At 68.6% G+C, this 17036-nt stretch carries 19 protein-coding genes; 12 read left to right on the forward strand and 7 right to left on the reverse strand.

Annotated features, from left to right (window positions below; translation table 11 throughout):
• The first annotated feature begins 141 nt into the window (after positions 1 to 141).
• From RIA68_13460 to RIA68_13485, 6 genes are all read left to right on the forward strand, one after another.
• A complete protein-coding gene (locus tag RIA68_13460) occupies positions 142 to 732 on the forward strand; it encodes a hypothetical protein (protein MEQ8318449.1) in 591 nt (196 codons plus the stop codon).
• An 86-nt stretch (positions 733 to 818) separates the two neighbouring features.
• Complete coding sequence (xseA, locus tag RIA68_13465; protein MEQ8318450.1) at positions 819 to 2330, forward strand: exodeoxyribonuclease VII large subunit; 1512 nt, start codon at positions 819 to 821, stop codon at positions 2328 to 2330.
• A gap of 5 nt (positions 2331 to 2335) precedes the next feature.
• Positions 2336 to 2590 (forward strand): exodeoxyribonuclease VII small subunit, encoded by a 255-nt coding sequence (xseB, locus tag RIA68_13470; protein MEQ8318451.1) that lies wholly within the window; start codon positions 2336 to 2338, stop codon positions 2588 to 2590.
• A gap of 46 nt (positions 2591 to 2636) precedes the next feature.
• On the forward strand, positions 2637 to 4178 hold the full coding sequence (locus RIA68_13475) for a prepilin peptidase (protein ID MEQ8318452.1): 1542 nt from the start codon (positions 2637 to 2639) through the stop codon (positions 4176 to 4178).
• A gap of 210 nt (positions 4179 to 4388) precedes the next feature.
• On the forward strand, positions 4389 to 4895 hold the full coding sequence (locus RIA68_13480) for a hypothetical protein (GenBank protein MEQ8318453.1): 507 nt from the start codon (positions 4389 to 4391) through the stop codon (positions 4893 to 4895).
• Between the two features lie 601 nt (positions 4896 to 5496).
• Positions 5497 to 6150, forward strand: coding sequence for an OmpA family protein (locus tag RIA68_13485; GenBank protein ID MEQ8318454.1), 654 nt, complete (start codon positions 5497 to 5499; stop codon positions 6148 to 6150).
• Positions 6151 to 6238: 88 nt separating this feature from the next.
• On the opposite strand, the gene RIA68_13490 is transcribed toward RIA68_13485, so the two are convergent.
• The 4 genes from RIA68_13490 to RIA68_13505 form a co-directional block, all read right to left on the reverse strand.
• The gene (locus RIA68_13490) at positions 6239 to 6733 is read right to left on the reverse strand and encodes a hypothetical protein (protein MEQ8318455.1); all 495 of its coding nucleotides are present in this window, start codon (positions 6731 to 6733) and stop codon (positions 6239 to 6241) included.
• A 127-nt stretch (positions 6734 to 6860) separates the two neighbouring features.
• Complete coding sequence (gene lpxK / locus RIA68_13495) at positions 6861 to 7955, reverse strand: tetraacyldisaccharide 4'-kinase (GenBank protein MEQ8318456.1); 1095 nt, start codon at positions 7953 to 7955, stop codon at positions 6861 to 6863.
• A complete protein-coding gene (locus tag RIA68_13500; GenBank protein MEQ8318457.1) occupies positions 7945 to 8331 on the reverse strand; it encodes a hypothetical protein in 387 nt (128 codons plus the stop codon). Before RIA68_13500 ends, lpxK begins: the two co-directional genes overlap by 11 nt.
• Positions 8328 to 8987, reverse strand: coding sequence for a Maf family protein (locus tag RIA68_13505; protein MEQ8318458.1), 660 nt, complete (start codon positions 8985 to 8987; stop codon positions 8328 to 8330). The genes RIA68_13500 and RIA68_13505 overlap by 4 nt, the downstream gene beginning before the upstream one ends.
• Here RIA68_13505 and RIA68_13510 point away from each other — a divergent pair.
• The 3 genes from RIA68_13510 to infC all read left to right on the forward strand — a co-directional run bounded on the left by RIA68_13510 (position 8976) and on the right by infC (position 12711).
• Entirely contained in the window at positions 8976 to 9785 is an 810-nt protein-coding gene (locus RIA68_13510) for a nitrilase-related carbon-nitrogen hydrolase (GenBank protein ID MEQ8318459.1), read from the forward strand. The genes RIA68_13505 and RIA68_13510 overlap by 12 nt on opposite strands.
• A 327-nt stretch (positions 9786 to 10112) precedes the next feature.
• The gene (locus tag RIA68_13515; GenBank protein MEQ8318460.1) at positions 10113 to 11549 is read left to right on the forward strand and encodes a serine/threonine-protein kinase; all 1437 of its coding nucleotides are present in this window, start codon (positions 10113 to 10115) and stop codon (positions 11547 to 11549) included.
• 427 nt (positions 11550 to 11976) lie between these two features.
• The gene (gene infC, locus RIA68_13520) at positions 11977 to 12711 is read left to right on the forward strand and encodes a translation initiation factor IF-3 (GenBank protein MEQ8318461.1); all 735 of its coding nucleotides are present in this window, start codon (positions 11977 to 11979) and stop codon (positions 12709 to 12711) included.
• A 21-nt stretch (positions 12712 to 12732) separates the two neighbouring features.
• Here the strand turns inward: infC and RIA68_13525 are convergent, their stop codons facing one another.
• From RIA68_13525 to RIA68_13535, 3 genes are read right to left on the reverse strand one after another with little or no spacing between them, the layout of a single operon-like run.
• On the reverse strand, positions 12733 to 13059 hold the full coding sequence (locus RIA68_13525) for a hypothetical protein (protein MEQ8318462.1): 327 nt from the start codon (positions 13057 to 13059) through the stop codon (positions 12733 to 12735).
• Positions 13056 to 13946 (reverse strand): hypothetical protein, encoded by an 891-nt coding sequence (locus RIA68_13530; GenBank protein ID MEQ8318463.1) that lies wholly within the window; start codon positions 13944 to 13946, stop codon positions 13056 to 13058. The genes RIA68_13525 and RIA68_13530 overlap by 4 nt, the downstream gene beginning before the upstream one ends.
• Before the next feature lie 29 nt (positions 13947 to 13975).
• Positions 13976 to 14494: a biopolymer transporter ExbD gene (locus tag RIA68_13535; GenBank protein ID MEQ8318464.1), complete on the reverse strand. Its 519-nt coding sequence runs from the start codon at positions 14492 to 14494 to the stop codon at positions 13976 to 13978.
• A gap of 104 nt (positions 14495 to 14598) precedes the next feature.
• Between RIA68_13535 and RIA68_13540 the strand changes: the two genes are divergently transcribed.
• The 3 genes from RIA68_13540 to RIA68_13550 are packed head-to-tail and all read left to right on the forward strand — an operon-like array spanning position 14599 to position 17029.
• Positions 14599 to 15096 carry a bifunctional nuclease family protein gene (locus tag RIA68_13540; protein MEQ8318465.1) on the forward strand — a complete coding sequence of 166 codons (498 nt, stop codon included), beginning with the start codon at positions 14599 to 14601 and terminating at the stop codon, positions 15094 to 15096.
• Complete coding sequence (gene truD / locus RIA68_13545; GenBank protein MEQ8318466.1) at positions 15093 to 16397, forward strand: tRNA pseudouridine(13) synthase TruD; 1305 nt, start codon at positions 15093 to 15095, stop codon at positions 16395 to 16397. Before RIA68_13540 ends, truD begins: the two co-directional genes overlap by 4 nt.
• Positions 16394 to 17029 carry an HAD-IA family hydrolase gene (locus tag RIA68_13550; GenBank protein MEQ8318467.1) on the forward strand — a complete coding sequence of 212 codons (636 nt, stop codon included), beginning with the start codon at positions 16394 to 16396 and terminating at the stop codon, positions 17027 to 17029. Before truD ends, RIA68_13550 begins: the two co-directional genes overlap by 4 nt.
• Positions 17030 to 17036: the final 7 nt, after the last annotated feature.

Below are 17036 nucleotides of genomic sequence, written 5' to 3' on the forward strand. Positions count from 1 at the left end.
CCGGCCGCCGCTTGAGTGATTTTCTGGACTGCGCGCATAAAGCCTTGCAACAGGACGGTTTATGCGTTTGAATAGACGTGTGCAGGGGGTCCGACTGGCCCACGGCCACCCGGAGGGTGGTAGAGCGGGAGAAGTGAAGAAATGAAGAATCGAACCGTTATCGCATTGCTCGCCCTGAGCGCGACGGCCGGCTCGGCCCTTGCCCAGGGCCTGCACCCGGTCAGCGACGTCCGCACGGTGGAGGCCGCCGCGACGTCGAGCGAGACCCAGGAAACCACCCACATCGTCGTTGAGGTGCCCACGCTCGATCGGCTGCAGCCGTTCCAGCGGTTCGTCATCAACCCGCACGAGCGGCAGAACGACCCGGCCCGCTTCGAGATCCGCGTCGACGGCACCATCCGCAACTACGCCCGCGTGACCAACGGCTTCGTCCGCGCCCAGCGGTACGTGGCCGATCGGCTCGAAGAGGCAAGGCTCGCCTGGCTGCGCGAGAATGCAGCGGTCACCTCGCATGCCGGCGAGCGCGTCGGCGCCGACCGCGCCGCCATCGTGCCGCGCGCCACCATCCGCATGCCCGAGGGCGCCAGCGGGGGCGGCGGCTTCCGCGTGCAGGCGCCGGCCGCCGATCGCGCGCGTCTCGCCGCGGCCCTCGAACGAATGAAGGCCCATCGGGCGACGGTGCGGGCCGCCGCCCAACCGACTCAGGAGGCGACGGTCGCGTCCGCCGACTGATCGAATCCCAAGCGTTCTCCTTCTTTGCCTGGGGGGCCCTGCCGCGTGGCGGGGCCTTCCTTTTTTCTGGGTGCGATAATCAACCGATGTCTCGCCCGCTGTTCGACCCTTCCAAGATGGCCGCCAAGCCGCGCACGCCCGAGGCGCCGGCTACGCCGAAGCCCGCCAACGCGCCCATGCGCGTGCGCGAATTGGCGGCGCTCGTCGACGGCGCCATCCGCCGCGGCGTAGCCAGCCCGTTGCGCGTGGTGGGTGAGGTCAGCGGCCTGCGCGAGCGCACCCACCTGTACTTCGATCTCAAGGACGGCGAAGCGGTCGTGTCGTGCGTGCTGTTCGCCAACGTCGTGCGCAAGCATCGGGTCGTGCTGCGCGACGGGCTCGAGGTCGTCGTCACCGGCTCGCTCGAGTTCTACGCCAAGGCCGGCAAGCTCTCGTTCATCGGCACGAACGCCCAGCCGGTGGGGGCCGGCGCGCTCGACCTTGCCTTCAAGCAGCTCTGCGAGGAGCTCCGCGGGCTGGGCTGGTTCGACGACGTACGCAAGCGGCCGCTGCCGGCGTTTCCGCGTCGAGTGGCGGTGATCACCAGCCGCAGCTCGGCCGCGCTCCAGGACGTGCTGGACACCATGCGGCGGCGGTGCCCTTCGGTCGAAGTCGCGTTCGTCGATGCGCGCGTGCAGGGAGAGACCGCGGCCGCGGAGCTGCGCGCGAAGCTGGTGTCGCTCTCGAGGCAGCACCACATGCTCGGCATCGACGCGGTCATCATCACCCGCGGCGGCGGCTCGGCCGAGGACCTGTGGGCCTTCAACGATCGCGCGCTGGCCGAGGCGATCCTCAAGTGTCCGGTGCCCGTCGTCGCGGCGATCGGCCACGAGACGGATACGACGATCGCCGAACTGGTGGCTGACGTGCGGGCCGCGACGCCGACGCAGGCGGCGATGCGGTTGACGCCCGACGGTGCGCAGTTGCTCGAGCAGGTCGACATTGCAAAGGGCCGGATGCGCGGGGCGTTGCTCCGGCGGACGGCCGACGCGCGGCGCGCGGTCGAGGCGTTGTCGCGACGCCGGCCGATCGCCAGCCCGCAGAGCATCACCGCCGACGCGCGCGCCGCGATGGAACGAACGGCCGATCGCCTGCACGACCGGACGCGGGCGCGCATGCACCACGCCGCCCTACGGCTCGAGCGGCTGAGCGCCCGCCTCGACGCGCACAAGCCCGCGGCCGAGCTGGCCCGCCGCGCCCAGCGGCTCGACCACGCCGCCGATCGCCTGCGGCGATCGATGTCGGGGCGACTCGAAGGCGAACTCAGGAAGCTTGACGGGCACGAGCGGCAGCTCCGGGCGGTGGGGCCCCAGGCGGTGCTGGCGAGGGGGTATTCCTATACCACGCTGGCGGACGGGCGGCTCGTGCGGTCGGCCTCGGGCGTGTCGGCGGGCGACGAGCTCGTCACCACGCTGGCCGATGGGCGTGTACGCTCGACGGTGGACGGGAAGGCAGCCGCCGAGAAGAAGGCACCGGCCAAGCCCAAGCCAACGGCACGCAAGCCAGCAACCAGGGACGAGCCGCCCCAGCTCGGCCTCTTCGGCGACTCGAAAGGTTGATGACCATGGCCGACAAGAAGCCCAAGCAAGAGCAGCCCGAGCCCACCTTCGAGGAGGCGCTGTCGGAGGTCGAGGCCATCATCGAGCGCATCGAGACCGGGCAGAGCGGGCTGGAACGGTCGATCGGCGAGTACGAGAAGGGCGTGCGGCTGCTCGCGAGGTGCCGCAGCATGCTCAAGGACGCCGAGCAGCGCATCGAGGACGTCACGGGCAAGCTCGAGGCTGAGAATGCCGGAACGGCGAAGCCCAAGGCCGATTGACTCGCCGGACCGAACTGGCCGATAGCCCTGCCGGAGCCCACGCCGCTTGCAAGACCTCGTCATCATCCTGCCCCGGGTGGCCACCCTGCTGTTCGTGTTCGCCTTCGGCGCGTGCGTGGGCTCGTTGATCAACGTGCTGGCGTACCGGCTGCCGCGCGGCATCGGCGTGGTCACGCCGCCCTCGCGCTGCCCGGCGTGCGAGACCAAGCTCCGCTGGAAGGACAACATCCCGATCTTCGGCTGGCTCTTCCTGCGTGGGAAGTGCCGGTATTGCCGGACGCCCATCTCGCCCGAGTATCCGCTGGTCGAGCTGTTCGCGGCGAGCCTGTTCACGCTCTTCTACGTCGCGTGGTACCTGATCCCCGCCATCAGCGGCACGAGCGCGGGCTTCGAGGTGCTGGGGCTCGACCTCGCCACGCTGCGTCCCGATTGGGCGACCATCGATCGGTTCAACGGCGTGCCGACGCAGTCTGCCCCGATGCTCGCCATCGTGCTCCTGCTCCTGGGCTCGCTGCTGGCGATGACGCTGACCGACCTGAAGACCACGATGATCCCGCTCGTGCTGCCGTGGTTTGCCACGGCTGCGGGCGTGCTCATCCACACGGGCTACGGCGTGTTCCTCTCGCTGAAGGGCCTCGAGTATCCGATGCCCAGTGGCGACGACGGGTGGCGATGGCCCATCCCGACGTACGGCCGGGCGAGCCTGGGCATCGGCGTGGGCGGCGTGCTGGGCATCGGTGTTTCGCTGCTGCTTGTGAAGCTCAAGCTCATCGGCCGGAGCTTCGCCGACGCGATGGACTGGGAAGAGGCGCACCGCAAGGAGCAGGGCCTGCCGCCGCTTCCCACGCTCGAAGAGATCGATGCTTCCGAGACCGGCCAGTGGCGGCCGCAGACCGGCTGGCTGCGTGGGCCGGCGATCATCGCCATCACCGTGCTCGCATCCGCAATTGCGGGTGGCATCGTCGCCCGCGTGCTGGGCTACGCGCCCGGCATCGGCGTGATCATCGGGGCGGCGGCGGGGCCGATCATCGCGGGCGTGCCGCTGCGGGTGTTCGTGCCGGCGCCCAAGGCGAGCGCAGAAGACTCGACGAGCGACGCGGAGGTCTGGATCGCGTACCCGCACGCACGCCGGGAGATGATCAAGGAGATGGCCTTCCTCGCGCCGCCGGTGCTGCTGGCCTTCGGCGGATACATCGCGGCCAGCGGGTTCGAGGGCTTCTGCCCGGTGTGGCTCGACGCGCTGGGCGGCTCGCTCCTGGGCTACCTCGTGGGCGGCGGCGTGGTCTGGGCCATCCGGCTGTTCGGCAGCCTGGGATTCGGCAAGGAGGCCATGGGCCTGGGCGACGTGCACCTGATGGCGGCGGTGGGGGCGTGCGTCGGCTGGATCGATGCGGTGCTGGCGTTCTTCGCCGCCGCGTTCGTCGGCATCGTGCTGACGTTCTACGGACTGTCGCTCAGCCGAGGCGTCGGCCGGGCGATGCCCTACGGCCCGTCGCTGGCGATCGCGACGGTGCTCGTGCTGCTCGCCAAGCCGGCGGTCGAGTTCGGATTGAGCCGCATGACGGGCCAGCCGGTGAACCTGCCGTAGTCGTCTAGATTCGATGCGGGGCCACCAGCGACCGAACTTGCAGGCGGTGGGAGTTCCGGCTACAGTGACATAGCTTAATCGGCCATGGCTTAGCCACTCGTGGCGAAGTTGCGACGGTTTACCCTGTCACAATTGCCATGCTCATCGCTGTTTTCGCGACAGCGGGAGTCACGAACCTGATTGCGGCCCATGAAAGCCGTAGGAGTTCACATGACGGACGTCATCCTCCCCGCCAAGCCCGAGTTGCATTTGCTCGGCACCCAACTCTCCGAACGCATTCTCGATGCCGAAAAGCGCTTCGAGGCCATTAGTGAAAAGTGCGATCACTTCGTCGTAGACCGGCTCGATGGTTGCGTTTCGGAGGATTTGTTGGGGCCCCATCGCCGAGGCGTGGGCTTCAAACGAGACGGCAAGAAGTGGAAGCTGTTTTTCGTAGAAGAAGGTGAGCACGAACGCGAGCGTAGTGAGTACGAGGAACTCTTGCTTGGTCGCTTCTCTTCCCGTCGCAGCCAACCTGTTCGACAGCACTACCAGCATTGGGAAGAGCTGTCTCAATGTTCGTTGGTCCAGAAAAGCCAGGCTGTAAAACTCCTTCCCAAGCTCCTCACGGAGATGCGCAACGAGTATCAACGCCGGACAAAGCTCGTTGGCGAAGCGTTGTCTGCGCTAGACGAGCTGGATACGAAACTTCCGGCCTCGCAAGGGGAGGGTAAGTGATATGCCCTCCGCAAAATCACGTACGAGTTGGGGCCCCAAGTGGCTCTGCCTGTGCTCTTGTATGCTCTGGCAACTTCCCGTGCCGGTGTTGTTGGCAACGGCGACAACGGGCGCGGTGCCGATTTGGTACCTCCTTCTGACAGTTCCGTTCCTCTCCCAAGCGCGGTACTCACTACGAATTCTGATCACCGGGCAGGCTCCCGTGTCCACGATTGAGAGTTCGCTCCAAATGATTTGCCTAGCCTTCCGGACGAGGGATGGGGCATAAGCGATAGCTCCTTATCTCCCGACCATCCTTTGCGACGGTCTCGCCCGCAACGCCAGGAGCGATGGCCCGTCGCTGGCGATCGCGACGGTGCTCGTGCTGCTCGCCAAGCCGGCGGTCGAGTTCGGATTGAGCCGCATGACGGGTCAGCCGGTGAACCTGCCGTAGGCAATTGTCGCTGCTGTCGTTTGTTGGCGGAAGTCGGTTTTCGGCCGGATTCACAGACTTTCGGGTGCTCTCGCCGATAAGGTTGCAGCGCGTCGGCCGAGCCCTCACGGAGGGGGCGCTGGCACCGCGTTCGGTCTCGCTTCGCATCGGCATTGGAGGATCCAAGGCATGCCCATGTGCGTCTCGCTTCGAACTTCGATCTCTCGCGTGGCCTGTGTGCTGGTGCTGCTGAGCGTGGCGCTGGCGACGGTCGGTTGCGCGAGCAACGGCCCCAACCCGGACGACCCGCTGGTGATGGAGAACCAGGAGCTCCGCCGCATCAACGAGAGCCTCGAGATGGCGCTCACCGACGCCGAGGCGCGGTATCGCGCCCTCGACGAGCAGAACCGCGACCTGGCATCGCAGCTCGCCGCCCAGCCGGCCCCGGGCGACATGACCGGCTTCGAGGGCCTGGGCGCGGGCGTCAGCCGGCGCGCGGGCGAGGTCGTGGTCGACATCGCCGGCGAGGTGCTGTTCGACTCGGGCTCGGTCACGATCAAGCGTGACGCACGCGGCGTGCTCGACGGGGTGGTTCGCGTCATCCGCGAGCGGTATCCGAACGCCGAGATCCGCGTGGCGGGCTTTACCGACAACGACCCGATCCGCAAGAGCGACTGGAAGACCAACGAGCGGCTGAGCGCCGAGCGCGCCATGGCCGTCGAGAGCTACCTGGTCTCCAAGGGACTGAGCAACGACCGCGTCCATTCGGCGGCATACGGCCCCGCCAAGCCCAAGGGCACGAAGCGGGCGAGCCGCCGCGTCGAGATCATCGTGCTCGAATGACCTCGCTGGCCTGACTTACTGAGATCAACAAACACCCCGGCGTCATGCGACGCCGGGGTGTTGTCGTTCGTGGAATCTGCCGTGCGACTCAGGCGGTCGAGACCTTGTCCGCGTTGCAGTCCTTGAAGGTCTGCTTGGCGATGTCCTTGTGGTCGGAGTCGTCGGTGTGCACGCCCACGAGCACCGAGCCCTCCTGGACGGCGTCTTCGTAGTGCTTGACCTCGTGCTCGGGGATGGCCGCACCGATCGCGCCGCCGATGACGCCACCGGTGGCAGCGCCGGCGCCCGCACCCGCGAGCGCCGCGACGACCGGGCCCGCGACCAGCAAGCCCGCGCCGCCGGTCGCGACGGTGCCTACGGCGGTCAGGCCGGCCGCCAGAGCGACGACGGCTCCGCCGGCGCCCGCGCCGATGGCGACGCCCTCGGGCAGCTTGGAGTGCGAATCGATGGCGAACGCCTCCTTCTTGAAGTTTTCGCCGGCCATGATGCTGATCTCGCTCTCGGAGATGCCGCGGGCTTCCAGCGTGTGCACGGCTGCGGCCGCGTCTTGCGGCGTGTCGAACAGTCCGGTGATGACGGTCATGGGTAAGCTCCTTTCGAGTTCGCAACGCGTGATGACATCTGTGTCACTCGCGTCACTCATGAATGAATAGAGCCCAGCCGTGGCCCTCCGGTGAACGTGGCATGAATCGACGTTCAGTCTTGGACGCTCACGCCTCTTCGGCGGCAGAATCCTGCCACAACGATGCGGCGAGCACGGCATCTCGCACGAGGTCGACGCCGGCGGTCAGGCGCATCTCCAGGATCGGGCGCGTGACGGGGCAGGGCCACGAATCACCCGGCACGTGCGCGAGCTTGGTCCAGTCCTTCTGCGTCACCAGCAACGCGCTGCAACCATCGGCCATGCGCCGGAGGCGCTCGACCGTTGCGGGCGCATAGGGATCGTGGTCTCGCAGCGCCAGCGTCTGGGCGGGCGGGCCGAACGCCTTGGTCGCCTGCTCGATGAACGCATCGGGTTTGCCGATGGCGCAGGCCAGGGCGTAGTTCTTGCCCTGCATCCAGTGGAGCTGTTCGGCGTGGTCGCCGTCGTTGCTCGTCACGTGCAAGCCGGTCCATTCGTGCGAGCCTCGTGCCAGGACGAGGTGCGGGAAGCGGCGCCTGAGCTCGGCTTCGGTGCGTGTCAGGTCGGAAGCGTTGGCACGGTCGGCATGGGTCAGGATGACCGCGTGGGCACGCGCCAAGCTCGCGACCGGCTCGCGCAGCCAGCCGGCGGGCAGCAATCGCTGGGCGAACACGTCTTGGGTCGCGTCGATGAGCACGACGTCGAGCTGCCGCGCGAGCCGGCGGTGCTGGAAGCCGTCGTCGAGCACGACCACGTCGACGTCGTCGCCCTCTTCGCTGCCGAAGAGCCGGATGAGTTCGTGCACGCGGTTTGGGCCGATGGCCATGGCGATGCCCGGAAGTGCCTCGCGGTGCAACTCGGCCTCGTCGCTCAAGCCATCTCGAGAGCCATAGCCGCGTATGGCGATGGCGGGGTTCCGCCCCGCGTCGCGCAGCCACCGGCACACGAGTTGCACGACCGGAGTCTTGCCCGTGCCGCCCACGCTGAGGTTGCCGATTGAGATCACCGGGCGATCGATCGTGACCGTGAGCCCGCCCGGCGAGAAGGCCGAGGCCCGCTGGCGCACGTCGAAGCGCGCATTGCGACGCGCGATGGCGCGGGCGTACACGCGCTCGGCCAGCGGCGCCAGCGGTCGCAGGACGCCCGGCATGGGCCCGCTCGGGGCGCGGGCGTCACGGGGCATCTTCGTCCTTCCGGTGAGTCGCCAGGTGCTGGCCCAGGTGCCGCCCGACCGATCGACCGAGCTCGCGGCGCTGGTGGCGCGCCAGCCGAAGGTTGTTGGCCATATCGACGAAGGCCATCAGGATGACGAACCCCAGGAGCGCGATCGCGACGGCCCACACGAGCGCGAACTGCCGCGGGTTGGCCGGCGAGATCACCGAGAAGGCGATGGCCAGCACGGGCGTCGTCACGAGGATGAGCCAGCCGTTGGCGGTGCGGATGCGACGCCGGCTCTCGGGCATGTCGGCGCCGCGCATCGCCAGCAGGTGCGCCGCGACGACCACGAGCGTCAGCATGGCGAGCGGCCCGGAGACCCACATGGGCGCGATGCCGTTCAAGAGCCGGCCTCCCACGCCGCCGCATGCGCGAGCCACTCGGCGAGGCGGCGCGTGGGCAAGCCAACGACCGTGTCCGGATCGCCGCTGACCGAGAGCGGCCAGCCGTCAGCGACGCGTTCGGTGAGGTTGTAGCCGCCGGCCTTGCCCTGCCAGCCGCCGGTGACGAGGTAGCGGTCGATGGCGTCCTCGTAGATCGTGCCGAAGGTGACCTCAGCGACGTCGGCGAGCAGCAGGCGGTTCGTGGTGCGGCGGGGGTCGAGGATGGCGATGCTCGTCACCACGCGCTGGGTCTGGCCGACCATGGACCGCAGGGTGGCCCTGGCCTCGGCTTCGGTGGTCGGCTTGCCGATGATCCGCCCGTCCAGGTCGCAGGCCGTGTCGGCCCCCATGACCAGACCAGCGTGCGACGCATCGAGCGACTCCACGGCAGCCCGGGCCTTCAGGTAGGCCATCGACATGGTCCACGCGATGGCCGAGGCTCCGACTGGCGGAACGAGTTCGCCGTCGTCGACGTTCGAGGCCACGACCACGAAGTCGGCCCCGAGGGCGGTGAGCAGCTCGCGTCGCCTCGGGCTGCCGCTCGCCAGGAGTAGGCGCAGGGGCGGTAGGGCGGGCGCTGGTTCCCGTCCCGCTATGCTCCCGTCATGCGTGCGCATCTGGTCCAACTGGACATCGTATGGGAAGACCGCGAGGCCAACTTCGATCGCGTGCTGCGGCTGCTCGACGCCGTCGACGTCGGGCAGGGCGACCTCGTCCTGCTGCCCGAGATGTTCGACAGCGGGTTCTCCCTCAACACGGAGGCCACGGCCGACGACGGCGCGACCCAGGCATGGCTCGCCCGGCTCGCCGACGACCTGGGCGCCGTGGTCATGGGCGGGCGCACCGTGGGCGGCTGCGCAAACGGTGGGTGTGACAAGGCCACGAACCACGCCGCGGTCTTCGGACCGTCCAGCGACGGCGGCGACCCAAGGCTGCTGTGCGACTACGCCAAGATCCACCCATTCACCTACGGGCGCGAGGGCGAGCGATTCGTCGGCGGGCGCCACGTCGAGACCTTCCGATGGCAGTCCGGCGACGAATCGCTGGTGGTCTGCCCGACGATTTGCTACGACCTGCGATTCCCCGAGCTCTACCGCATGGGGCTTGAGAAGGGGGCCGAGATGTTCACCTGCATCGCCAACTTTCCGGCCGCCCGGCAGTCGCACTGGCGGACGCTGGCAATCGCACGAGCCATCGAGAACCAGGCCTTCGTGCTCGCCGTCAATCGCCGCGGCAACGACCCGCACCTGGCCTACGCCGGCGGCACGATCGCGGTGGATGCCCGGGGCGAGGTGATCGGCGAGCTGGGCGACGAGGAGGCCGTGCTGACGGTCGACCTGGACGTTGCGGCTTTTCGGGAATGGCGGGCGGAGTTCCCGGCTTGGAAGGATGGGAAGCTCCTGGCACGCCGGTAGCGCCGACCCAGCGGGATGATCTGGATGCGGCCGTCCTTATCGGCCCGGGTCGTTCCGAGTCCGGGTCGGGAAATGCCGAACCGGGCGCGAACTTCCGGCGATCTGGTGCGAATCGTCAGCCCGGCGGGAACCGAATCTTGTTCGGTTCGGGCAGCCCCGCTGCGGCTTCGCTCCGGTGGCGTCGATAACGGCTTTGGCGGGCCTTGCGGGGCCGTGCCTTGTTGCGGTGCTCCGGCGGGGATTTGTCCGTGCGCGGCCGCGCCGCTATGTTCCCCTCCCCCCGAGCGGGGCAGCATCGAGAGTTTCGACGAACGCCCAGTCATAACGATGGCCGACCCAACCCCAACGCCCGCCAGGAAGTCACCCGAGGCCTCGTCTTCGGGCACTGGCCAGTTGTCGGGCACGGGCGCGATGTCGGGCAGCCGGACGGCGGCGCTGTCGGCGATGGACCGTTCGGGCATTACGCCCCTGAGCGGGGTCTCGACGCCCGATGATCCCGACGCCGCGCTGGCCGAGGTCGCCAAGGGTGGCTCGAACGTCGACACGGCGCTCGGCCGGCTCGTGGTCGACTATGGATTGGCCACGCGCGAAGAGGTGGACCTCTGCAAGGACCGGCTCCGCGAGGCCGAGGCCGCCGAAGAGGCGGGCCAGCGATCGCTCGCGGTCGAGCTCGTCGACCAGGACTTCGTGACCAAGCGGCAGATCGCGCGGCTCAAGGCAATCCTCGACGCCGAACGCAGCGGTCAGAAGATCCCGGGCTATCGCCTGCTGGGCAAGCTGGGCGCCGGCGCGATGGCCACGGTGTACAAGGCGCGGCAGCTCAACCTCGATCGCCTGGTGGCGATCAAGGTCTTGCCACGGAAGTTCAGCCAGAACCCGCAGTTCATCGAGCGGTTCTACGCCGAGGGACGCGCCGCGGCACAGCTCAACCACCCGCACATCGTGCAGGCCTACGACGTCGGCAAGGCCGGCGAGTACCACTACTTCGTGATGGAGTACGTGAACGGTCGCACGGTGTACGAAGACATCGTGAAGAACAAGCGGTTCGGCGAGGCCGATGCCATCGAGATCGTCCGCCAGGTCGCCCAGGCGCTCGGTCATGCGCACGACCGCGGCATCATCCACCGCGACGTGAAGCCCAAGAACATCATGATCACCAAGGAAGGCGTGGTGAAGCTGGCCGACATGGGCCTGGCTCGCGCCATGAGCGATAAGGAAGCCGCCGAGGCCGAGGCGGGCAAGGCATTCGGCACGCCGTTCTACATCAGCCCCGAGCAGATCCGCGGCGAGACGAACGTCGGCGCCGAGGCGGATATCTACTCGCTGGGTGCGACGCTGTACCACATGGTGACAGGGGTGGTCCCGTTCGACGGGAAGAACCCGACGAGCGTGATGCACAAGCACCTGAAGGCCGACGTGGTGCCGCCCGACCAGGCAAACCCGCGGCTCAGCGGCGGCATCAGCGAGGTCATCGAGATGATGCTCGCCAAGAAGCGCGAGCAGCGGTACCGCAGCGTGAAGGACCTGATGGACGACCTCGACGCGGTGACGAAGGGCAAGGCCCCGCCGCTGGCCCACCGGGGGCTGAACGAGGCGGACCTGGCGTCGCTGAGCCACCTCGAGACCGCCAGCGTTGCGGCCCCTGAAGAAATGCAGCCGGCCCAGCCCGCATCGGGCGGCAGCGACTTCCGTACGCCGCTGCTCATCGCGCTGGGCGTGCTCTTGGCCATCAGCCTGGTGATCAACCTGGTCCAGATGGCTTGACCCCTGCCAGTTGGAGAGTGGTGGCCAGCTTGGGTGGAAGTGCCCAGCATGGGAACATCCCCGCGGTTCGCCTGGTTCGCAGTTTGTGGGGACGAAGCCGCACAAATTGGCTTGCTCGGGGTGGATCGATCTGGTATTCTCTATGGCGTGGCAGCCACGATGAGCCGCTGGATTTGAGCGGCACCCAACTCGAACCGATGCTGGACTGGGCCCCGGGCCCGGCCCGAAGGACGCCGCCGAGGGCGACAGCCCCCGCGTGAGCGATTGACCGGTCGCCGCTTTCTCTGGAGGGAGAGCGGGGCGAACTGGGCCAAGTAGATAGGTATCGCCGGAGTGGTTTCGGCGTGAGCACGACGCCGGCGATGCGCTGGCGACCCGAAGGAGAACACCCATCCGAGGACGAAGGTTTTACCGCGACGCCGGCCCCGTGCAACGCACCCGGGTCAACCACATGATCCGCATCAGCCCCATCCGGCTGATCGGGGCCGAGGGCGAGCAGGTTGGCGTGGTGGACACGCGCGACGCGATGCGTATGGCCCAAGAGGCGGGCCTTGATCTGGTCGAGATCGTGGCCGACAGCCGGCCGCCGGTCTGCAAGATCATGGACTACGGCAAGTACAAGTACGACCAGTCCAAGCGCAAGGACAACAAGACAGCCAACCAGCAAGAGATCAAGGAAGTGCGCCTGGGCCGATCGGTCAAGATCGACCCGCACGACGTGCAGATCCGCGTGAACCAGGCGCGGCGATTCCTGATGCAGGGCCACAAGGTGCAGATTACCCAGCGGTTCCGCGGCCGCGAGATGGTGCACAAGGAGCTGGGTCTCGAGCGACTGGCCGAGATCGTCGAGCAGCTCGGCGACATCTCGAAGGTCGAGATGGCGCCGCGGTGGGTCATGCGTCAGGCCAGCATCGTGCTGGCGCCCGACAAGAACAAGGTCGAGGCCGCCAAGCGGAAGAAGGCCAAGGACGACGAAGCCGAAAAGCAGGCCGATGCCGAGCTGGACGCCCAGATCGCCAAGCTCGACGCCGCCGACACCAGCGTCGACGACGACGATGACGTGGATGCGGCCAGCGAGGCGGACGACGACAAGAAGTCCAAGCCCACGCGCAAGGTGTCCAACCCCGTCGAGGACGAGATCAGCGCCCTCCTCGGAGAGTGAGCCCTCGGGAATCGTCTCGGCCTACGAGTTCCGTTCCAGCGCCGCCATCAAGAGCCAACGCACCCGGGCACGCCGGTAGGCCTCGTCGGTGAAGATCGACGCGGGCTGGTGCGTGCGCATGGAGCTCGATGCCGGCTGGCGGAAGTCGATGCGGCCGGCCTGTCGCGGGGCCGCCTGCGGCGAGCCTTGCCGGGGTTGCTCGGTTTCGGCAGCGCGTCCATCGGTGGGTTGAACCGGATCGGTCGACGGTGGCGTCGGCGCAGTAGCCGGATCGATGCGTTGCGGGGGCACCGGGCCGTCTTGAATCGACGCAAGGGCTACGACCAGGCCGAGCAGCGCGCTGTTCACATCAAGATCCTCATGCGGATGAGCAGTGGTGCATCGCCCGGCTGCATCTCTTCGATCGGCTTGCCTTCGGCCGTCCACTCGTAGATGGCGTTGATGATGGCCTGATCGATATCGGAAAAGCCCGAGCCGCGGCCCGAGGGGATGCGGGCCCGCGTGACACGACCATCGTGCGCGAAGAAGATCTCCACCAGCGGGCTGCGGTCGGCGCGAAAGGCCCGCTGCAGGCTCGTGAGGTGGATGCGCGTCGTGTTGATCTTCAGGCCCTCGGCCGAGATCACGCGTCCGAGCTCGAGCCGGCGCATCTCGATGGGCTTGCTGGACGGCGGTGCCGATCGGGTGTCCTGGATGCCCGGGCTGCCTTCGAGGGCGTCGTCCTGGGCGGGCGTTGCTTCCGAAGGCGTTTGCTCGACGGCGGGTTGCTCGACGGACTGGGATTCGGGCTCGGCGGTTTCTTGCGCGAGCACGCGCGCTTCGGCCTGGGCCCGGGCCAGGCGCTCGCGGAACGCGTCGAGCACTTGGCGTGCTTCGGCCAGCGCCTGGTTCGTGCTCGCCTGCATCGACGCGGCCATGGCTCTGGCGAAGTTGTCCCGCTGGTCGCCCTGGGCCCGGGTCAGCGGGCTCTGCTCGGTCGGCGCGGGGTCGGCCACGTGGGGCGTAGGAGTTGCGAAGCCCAGCCAGTTGGGCGTGACGGCGTCGCTGCGCTCGATGCCCAGCTTGACGGGGATCTCGAGCGGATACATGCGTTCGGCGGCGCTGGCCATGCTCGTGGGATCGACGCCCGCACGGAGCAGCAGCACCGCGATGAGCGCGTGGCACAGCAGGCTCGCGGGTATCGCGATGGCCCAGCGGGGCAGCGGCGACGGGCTTGGTCGGTCGGCCTGGCTCACGTGCGGCGAATGCTACGAACGGGCCGCGATCAGGGATCGCCGGCGGGGGCGGGCCGATCGGCGGGCATGCCGACGAGCTCGACCGCCTCGTAGCCCTGGGTCCGCAGGGCGTCGAGCACGCGGAGGAGGGCGCCCGAGACGCCGCGCTCGTCGATCTCGAGGCGGATGGTGGGTTGAAGTACTGGCTGAGCTCCTGGTTGGGGAGTTGGTTGGGCGTCTGGTTGGGAGCCGGGCCCCGAAGCCAGAGAGATGGCCTCGAGCAGGGCGGTGCGGGTCGACTCGGCCAGCGGCTCGCCCTGGGCCGAGGCGGGGCCCACGGCCTGTCCGTCGACGAAGACCATGCCCTGGCGGTCGACGGCCACGACGATGGCCTCGGGGCCCTGGCGCTGCTCTCCGGCGCCCATGGCAGGCAGGTCGAGGTCGGCCACGCTCACCCTGGAGAGCAGCACGAGGGAGAAGACGAAGAACGTCAGCAGCAGGAAGACCACGTCGATGATGGGGGCCATCTCGATGCGCGGCTCGGCGCTGGTTCGGCGGGTCTTCAGCACGGGCGGATCGTAGAGGGAGCCCGCCAGCGCGTTGACGGTGCGGCCCGGCGGGCCTTCGATCTCCTGTCGGTTCCGGCGAGGCGGCCGGGCCGAGGGAGCCGCCGATGACGGTACGAATGGAGTTGTCGCGCATCCTCATCCGCGAGTTGACCGACTACCAGGTCATCGAGCTGCGGGAGATGTCCGACAACGGCACCCCGCAGGACGAGCTGCGGACCTTCCCGATCGTCATCGGTTTGCCCGAGGCGCAGGCCATCGAGCGGCGGCTGAGCGGCGTGCCCGTGAAGCGGCCCCAGACGCACGACCTGCTGGCGAACATCCTCGACGGGCTGAACGCCTCGCTCGAGTCGGTGGCGATCACCGACCTGGCCGAGGCGACGTTCTACGCCGTGCTGAGCATCCGCGACGGCGACGGCGAGATCGTGGAGGTCGACGCCCGGCCGAGCGACGCCATCGCGCTGGGCATCGGGCTGAGCGTACCGATCTACGTGGCCGAGCACGTGCTCGCGCAGGCGACGAGCGTGAACCCGCTCGAGGACCAGTTCGAGGCCGACGACGAGGACGAGGACGAGGGCGACGAAGACCAGGGGCCGCCCTTTTGAAGCTGTCCCACCACGCCGGCATGCCGCCCGGGCCGACCGCGGGCGAGACGCCCGCGACGCTCTATCGAAGCGAAGGCGTGCCGGGCATCGGCGGAGAGCTCAAGCAGCGTGAGGACGACTTCCTCGTCGACGAGCTGCCGCTGTACCAGCCCTCGGGCGAGGGCGAGCACCTGATGATGTTCGTCGAGAAGAAGGGGCTGTCGACCTCCTACATGATCGGCATCCTCGCGCGGCACTTCGGCGTGCGGCCGGCCGACGTCGGCTACGCGGGACTCAAGGACAAGACGGCCATCACGCGCCAGCACGTGACGGTGCACGTGCCCGGCAAGCGGCCCGAAGACTTCCCCGACCTGCGCGACGACCGCGTGCGCATCCTGTGGCTCGACCTGCACGACCGCAAGTTGCGGCGCGGGCACCTGGCGGGCAACGGGTTCTCGATCCGCGTGCGGGGCGTACACCCCCAGGGCGTGCTGCACGCCCACCGCACGCTGGCAATCCTCGAGAAGAAGGGCATGGCCAACACCGTCGGCGAGCAGCGCTTCGGCCAGTGGAACACGAACCACCGCGTCGGCCGGGCGATGGTGCTGGGCGAGGCGCAGGAAGCATGCGACCTGCTGCTGGGCCCGACGCCCGACGGGGGGACGGACGAGTCTCGCTCGGCGTACGCGGCCGGTGACCTGGATGCCGCGCTGACGAAGCTGCCCCACAGCGCCCAGGGCGAGCGACGCGTGCTCGGCGCGCTCGTGCAGGGCAAGTCGCTCGCGCGCGCGATCGAGCGGCTGGGGCGCACCGAGACGGCCTTCATGGTCAGCGCCCTGCAGAGCGCGATCTTCAACGAGGTGCTCCGCGAGCGCATGCGGCAGGGCACGCTCGACACGCTGATGGAGGGCGACGTCGCCGTCGTGCACGAGGCGGGTCGGACGACCTTCGTCGTGAGCGCCGAGGAGGCAGATAGCCAGGAGCTCAAGGATCGCTTGGAGCGGCTGGAGATCAGCCCGACGGGCCCGCTGTGGGGGCCTTCGATGCGGCTCGCTTCGGGCGAGCCGGCCCGCATCGAGCGGCAGGCGCTCGAGCGGTTCGGTCTCTCGCCCGAGCACCTGGAGCGCTTCGCCAAGCGTCACCGCGGCTCGATGGACGGCGACCGCCGGCCGCTGCGTGTGCCGTTGCGGTACCCGCAGGTCGAGGGCGGGGCCGACGCGCACGGCACGTACGTGCGATGTGGGTTCGAACTCCCGCGGGGCAGCTTCGCGACCGAAGCGATGGCCGAGGTCATGAAGCCCGACCAAGCGAAGGGCTCGTGAGCATTGATCGACCCGAGTCGGTCCGCGTGGTCTGCCTCGACTGGGGCGGCGTGTTGCTGCGCATCTGCAACGGGTGGGAAGAGGCCTGCGTCGCGGCGGGGCTGCCGCTTCCCGAGGCACCGGTCGGCGACGGCGTGCGCGCCGAGCGGCGGAAGCTGGCCGAGGCGTACCAGCTCGGGCACCTGTCTTGCGAGGCCTACTTCCCGGCGGTGGCCGCGCTCTCGCCGGGGTACTCGGCCGACGACATTCAGCGGCTGCACGACGCGTGGTTGCTCCACGAGTACGAGGGGGCGCAGGAGCTGGCGGAGGAACTGGCTTGCCATGCGACGCTGACGAGCGCGCTGCTAAGCAACACCAATGCCCGGCACTGGATGCGTCGCGGCGAGTTCGCCGCCGCTGGCACGCTCGAGCACCAGCTCGCCAGCCACGAGCACCGCGCGGCCAAGCCCGATGCCGGGTTCTATGGAGCGCTCGAGCGAGCGGTGGGGGCGTCGGGTCCCGAGATCGCGTTCTTCGATGATCTCGAGGCAAACGTTGCGGCCGCCCGGGCGATGGGCTGGCAGGCCGTGCGCGTCGACCCGAATGGCGACACGATCTCGCAGGTGCGGGCAGCGCTCGCGGGCGTGCTGTAGCCAACGA

Source organism: Phycisphaerales bacterium (genome assembly GCA_040217175.1).
Lineage (GTDB): Bacteria > Planctomycetota > Phycisphaerae > Phycisphaerales > UBA1924 > JAHCJI01.

Excerpts from the sequence above, each read along its gene's own strand:
- RIA68_13460 (MEQ8318449.1), top strand. The coding sequence starts at position 142 with ATGAAGAATCGAACCGTTATCGCATTGCTCGCCCTGAGCGCGACGGCC.
- xseA (MEQ8318450.1), top strand. The coding sequence starts at position 819 with ATGTCTCGCCCGCTGTTCGACCCTTCCAAGATGGCCGCCAAGCCGCGC.
- xseB (MEQ8318451.1), top strand. The coding sequence starts at position 2,336 with ATGGCCGACAAGAAGCCCAAGCAAGAGCAGCCCGAGCCCACCTTCGAG.
- RIA68_13480 (MEQ8318453.1), top strand. The coding sequence starts at position 4,389 with ATGACGGACGTCATCCTCCCCGCCAAGCCCGAGTTGCATTTGCTCGGC.
- RIA68_13485 (MEQ8318454.1), top strand. The coding sequence starts at position 5,497 with ATGCCCATGTGCGTCTCGCTTCGAACTTCGATCTCTCGCGTGGCCTGT.
- RIA68_13490 (MEQ8318455.1), bottom strand. The coding sequence starts at position 6,733 with ATGACCGTCATCACCGGACTGTTCGACACGCCGCAAGACGCGGCCGCA.
- lpxK (MEQ8318456.1), bottom strand. The coding sequence starts at position 7,955 with ATGCCCCGTGACGCCCGCGCCCCGAGCGGGCCCATGCCGGGCGTCCTG.
- RIA68_13510 (MEQ8318459.1), top strand. The coding sequence starts at position 8,976 with ATGCGTGCGCATCTGGTCCAACTGGACATCGTATGGGAAGACCGCGAG.
- RIA68_13505 (MEQ8318458.1), bottom strand. The coding sequence starts at position 8,987 with ATGCGCACGCATGACGGGAGCATAGCGGGACGGGAACCAGCGCCCGCC.
- RIA68_13515 (MEQ8318460.1), top strand. The coding sequence starts at position 10,113 with ATGGCCGACCCAACCCCAACGCCCGCCAGGAAGTCACCCGAGGCCTCG.
- RIA68_13540 (MEQ8318465.1), top strand. The coding sequence starts at position 14,599 with ATGACGGTACGAATGGAGTTGTCGCGCATCCTCATCCGCGAGTTGACC.